This window comes from Roseibium denhamense (assembly GCF_009711415.1).
Lineage (GTDB): Bacteria > Pseudomonadota > Alphaproteobacteria > Rhizobiales > Stappiaceae > Roseibium > Roseibium denhamense.
This window is the reverse complement of record NZ_SMLZ01000062.1, coordinates 2,501-6,584: the sequence shown is the minus strand read 5'-3', so window position 1 is coordinate 6,584 and position 4,084 is coordinate 2,501. Positions and strand designations below refer to the sequence as shown.

The following is a 4,084-nucleotide window of genomic DNA, read 5'->3' as shown; positions in this document are numbered from 1 at the left end:
GGGAGCGGGATTTTGTGTTCTCGTTGCTCTTTTGCGACCTTCAGTTTATGAGCCTGACGAGCTACGGGCTGCTCGATCCCGCGTTATTCATTTGCGCTATCGCCCTTCGGGCTACTTGAGCGCGTTATTCTTATTTTCTGAAGGCACCTTTTTCCCTCGATGGGTTTGTTTTCGGCCCGGCATTTTTGCCTTTGCACGTCCTCGGATCTGGCGATCCTGTGGGCGATGCGGGGCTGCTCCATCCCGCGTTATTTTTTTGGGCAGAGGGTCCCTTTGTATTCTCTAGAGGCTTTTGGCCGGCCTTTCATTTTTGTTTTGTTTGTCCTCTGGCCTTGCGGTCAATCTGGGCAGCTCCAAGTGGGCATGCCATAACTGTTTTTAGAGACCGTTGTGCGCGGATTTGGAACAAGAGTTCGGAGCGCAGCTGTTTCAAGACGCGAATAGCCCCGCTAAAGAGCTAGGTTTTGTCTATTTTGGGGGGATTTGGTTGCGGGAGTAGGATTTGAACCTACGACCTTCAGGTTATGAGCCTGACGAGCTACCGGACTGCTCCATCCCGCGTCATAGGTATTTTGTCTTGTTTCGATTGAAGAGATATTTATCTGCGCTTTGCAGGCCTGGCAGCGACCTACTCTCCCACACCTTAAGATGCAGTACCATTAGCGCTGGGGAGTTTCACGGCCGAGTTCGGGATGGGATCGGGTGGGGGCTCCCCGCTAGAGCCACCAGGCCGGCGAAGGGCAGATAAATTGTAAAACTGGTCTGTTTTGTTTTTTTGATGATTAGGGCCCTTACCGAAGCCTTTAGGCTTCGCAAGGCCAAGTGGCCGCCGCGCACTTTTGCGCGCCCCCGCGGAGCTGAAGCCGCAGGCGCGCTCAAGCGTGAGCGCAAACCAACTAATCTTTTCAAAAGCGCGCAAGGCGCTTTTTAAAAGATGACCATTGACTAATGAGAGGATCAAGCCGAACGAGCTATTAGTAAAGCTAAGCTTCATGTGTTGCCACACTTCCACACGCTTCCTATCGACGTGGTGGTCTTCCACGGCTCTTCAGGGAGAACTCGTTTTGAGGTGGGTTTCCCGCTTAGATGCTTTCAGCGGTTATCCCTTCCGTACATAGCTACCCTGCAATGCGGCTGGCGCCACAACAGGTCCACCAGAGGTACGTCCATCCCGGTCCTCTCGTACTAGGGACAGATCCTCTCAATTCTCCTACACCCACGGCAGATAGGGACCGAACTGTCTCGCGACGTTCTGAACCCAACTCACGTACCACTTTAATTGGCGAACAGCCAAACCCTTGGGACCTGCTCCAGCCCCAGGATGTGATGAGTCGACATCGAGGTGCCAAACAATGCCGTCGATATGGACTCTTGGGCATCATCAGCCTGTTATCCCCGGCGTACCTTTTATCCGTTGAGCGATGGCCCTTCCACGAGGGACCACCGGATCACTATGGCCGACTTTCGTCTCTGCTCGACTTGTCAGTCTCGCAGTCAGGCAGGCTTATGCCATTGCACTCAACGAGCGATTTCCGACCGCTCTGAGCCCACCTTCGCGCGCCTCCGTTACCATTTGGGAGGCGACCGCCCCAGTCAAACTACCCGCCACACACGGTCCCGGACGTTGTTGCGCCGCGGTTAGATATCCATAAGGACAAGGGTGGTATTTCAAGGATGACTCCACATCTGCTGGCGCAAATGCTTCAACGTCTACCACCTATCCTACACATGTCGTTACGAATACCAGTGTGAAGCTGTAGTAAAGGTGCACGGGGTCTTTCCGTCTGACCGCAGGAACCCCGCATCTTCACGGGGAATTCAATTTCACTGAGTCTATGCTGGAGACAGCGGGGAAGTCGTTACGCCATTCGTGCAGGTCGGAACTTACCCGACAAGGAATTTCGCTACCTTAGGACCGTTATAGTTACGGCCGCCGTTTACTGGGGCTTCAATTCGGTGCTTGCACACCTCCTCTTAACCTTCCAGCACCGGGCAGGCGTCAGACCCTATACGTCGCCTTGCGGCTTCGCAGAGCCCTGTGTTTTTGATAAACAGTCGCCACCCCCTGGTCTGTGCCACCCCTCAATGGTTGCCCACTAAGAGGTCTCCCTTCTCGCGAACTTACGGGAGCATTTTGCCGAGTTCCTTCAGCATAGTTCTCTCAAGCGCCTTGGTATGCTCTACCAGTCCACCTGTGTCGGTTTCGGGTACGGTTTATACGGTGGAGCTATTTCCTGGAACACCTTCGCCGCATCCCCAATCCAATAAGGAGATACGACACACGGCATCCGTCACTACCACCAAGCTGCAGAATATTAACTGCATTCCCATCGACTACGCCTTTCGGCCTCGCCTTAGGGGCCGGCTAACCCTGCGCCGATTAGCGTTGCGCAGGAACCCTTGGACTTTCGGCGAGCGGGTCTCTCACCCGCTTTATCGTTACTCATGTCAGCATTCGCACTTCTGATATCTCCAGGAGCCCTCACGGGTCTCCCTTCGCAGACTTACAGAACGCTCCGCTACCGCGCATCATAAGATGCACCCGCAGTTTCGGTGTATGGCTTGAGCCCCGGTACATTTTCGGCGCGGAACCCCTTATTTAGACCAGTGAGCTGTTACGCTTTCTTTAAATGATGGCTGCTTCTAAGCCAACATCCTGGTTGTTTTGGGAGTTCTACATCCTTTCCCACTTAGCCATAACTTAGGGACCTTAACTGGCGGTCAGGGTTGTTTCCCTCTCCACAATGGACGTTAGCACCCACTGTGTGTCTGCCGGATAGTACTTCTCGGTATTCGGAGTTTGGTTAGGATCAGTAAGGCGGTAAGCCCCCATAGCCCATCCAGTGCTCTACCCCCGAGAGTATTCATCCGACGCTCTACCTAAATAGATTTCGCGGAGAACCAGCTATTTCCGAGTTTGATTGGCCTTTCACCCCTAGCCACAGCTCATCCCCGACTTTTTCAACAGGCGTGGGTTCGGTCCTCCAGTGCGTGTTACCGCACCTTCAACCTGGCCATGGCTAGATCACTCGGTTTCGGGTCTAATCCAACGAACTCATCGCCCTATTCAGACTCGCTTTCGCTGCGCCTACACCTATCGGCTTAAGCTTGCTCGTTAAATTAAGTCGCTGACCCATTATACAAAAGGTACGCTGTCACCCTTGCGGGCTCCAACTGTTTGTAGGCATCCGGTTTCAGGGTCTGTTTCACTCCCCTCGTCGGGGTGCTTTTCACCTTTCCCTCACGGTACTTGTTCGCTATCGGTCGACAAGGAGTACTTAGGCTTGGAGGGTGGTCCCCCCATGTTCAGACAGGATTTCACGTGTCCCGCCCTACTCAAGGATCATAAATTCTTCTACCTGTACGGGGCTATCACCCACTAAGGCCGCACTTTCCAGAGCGTTCCAGTTCTAAACTTATGACCACTGGCCTGGTCCGCGTTCGCTCGCCACTACTAGCGGAGTCTCGGTTGATGTCCTTTCCTCCGGGTACTTAGATGTTTCAGTTCCCCGGGTTTGCTCCCTTACGGGTACTCCATACGGAGTGGGTTGCCCCATTCAGAAATCCACGGATCAAAGCTTATTCGCAGCTCCCCATGGCTTATCGCAGCGTATCACGTCTTTCATCGCCTCTTGTCGCCAAGGCATCCACCGAATGCCCTTAAGACACTTGATCACTCTCATTATCAATGGTCATCTTTTTTTAGAGCCTCAAAGGCTCTTAAAAAGATCATCTTCTCTGGCACTACCGCCCTATCGGGCTACTTGAGTGCGTTACACCCAAACAACCTCAGAGCAATAAAAACCAGAAAACGTTTGCTTCAAACCAGATCAAGCATGGGCCCCTTTGTAAAAACCCAAACCATCAATGGCTCAAACACAAACAGATCTTGATAATTAAGACCAGTTTCACGAGACTTCTTTGATCACCATGCGGTCAAGCTGGCACTCCGATTGATTACGGAACCCTGTGATCACAGCAACAGGCCAAAACCCGCCGCAATCTCACAGAGATCAAAAAAATCTTCTCTTCAACGATGTCAAGAACAGGCGGCAATCCATACGATCACCGCAAAACGGATACT

The 4,084-nt window shown here is 52.7% G+C and carries 1 tRNA gene and 2 rRNA genes; all 3 read right to left on the bottom strand.

Annotation, left to right across the window (positions count from 1 at the left end):
* Positions 1-484: 484 nt before the first annotated feature.
* Positions 485-561, bottom strand: a tRNA-Met gene (locus tag E1180_RS00385).
* 54 nt (positions 562-615) lie between these two features.
* Positions 616-730, bottom strand: a 5S ribosomal RNA gene (rrf, locus tag E1180_RS00380).
* 223 nt (positions 731-953) lie between these two features.
* A 23S ribosomal RNA gene (locus E1180_RS00375) occupies positions 954-3,675 on the bottom strand.
* Positions 3,676-4,084 lie beyond the last annotated feature (409 nt).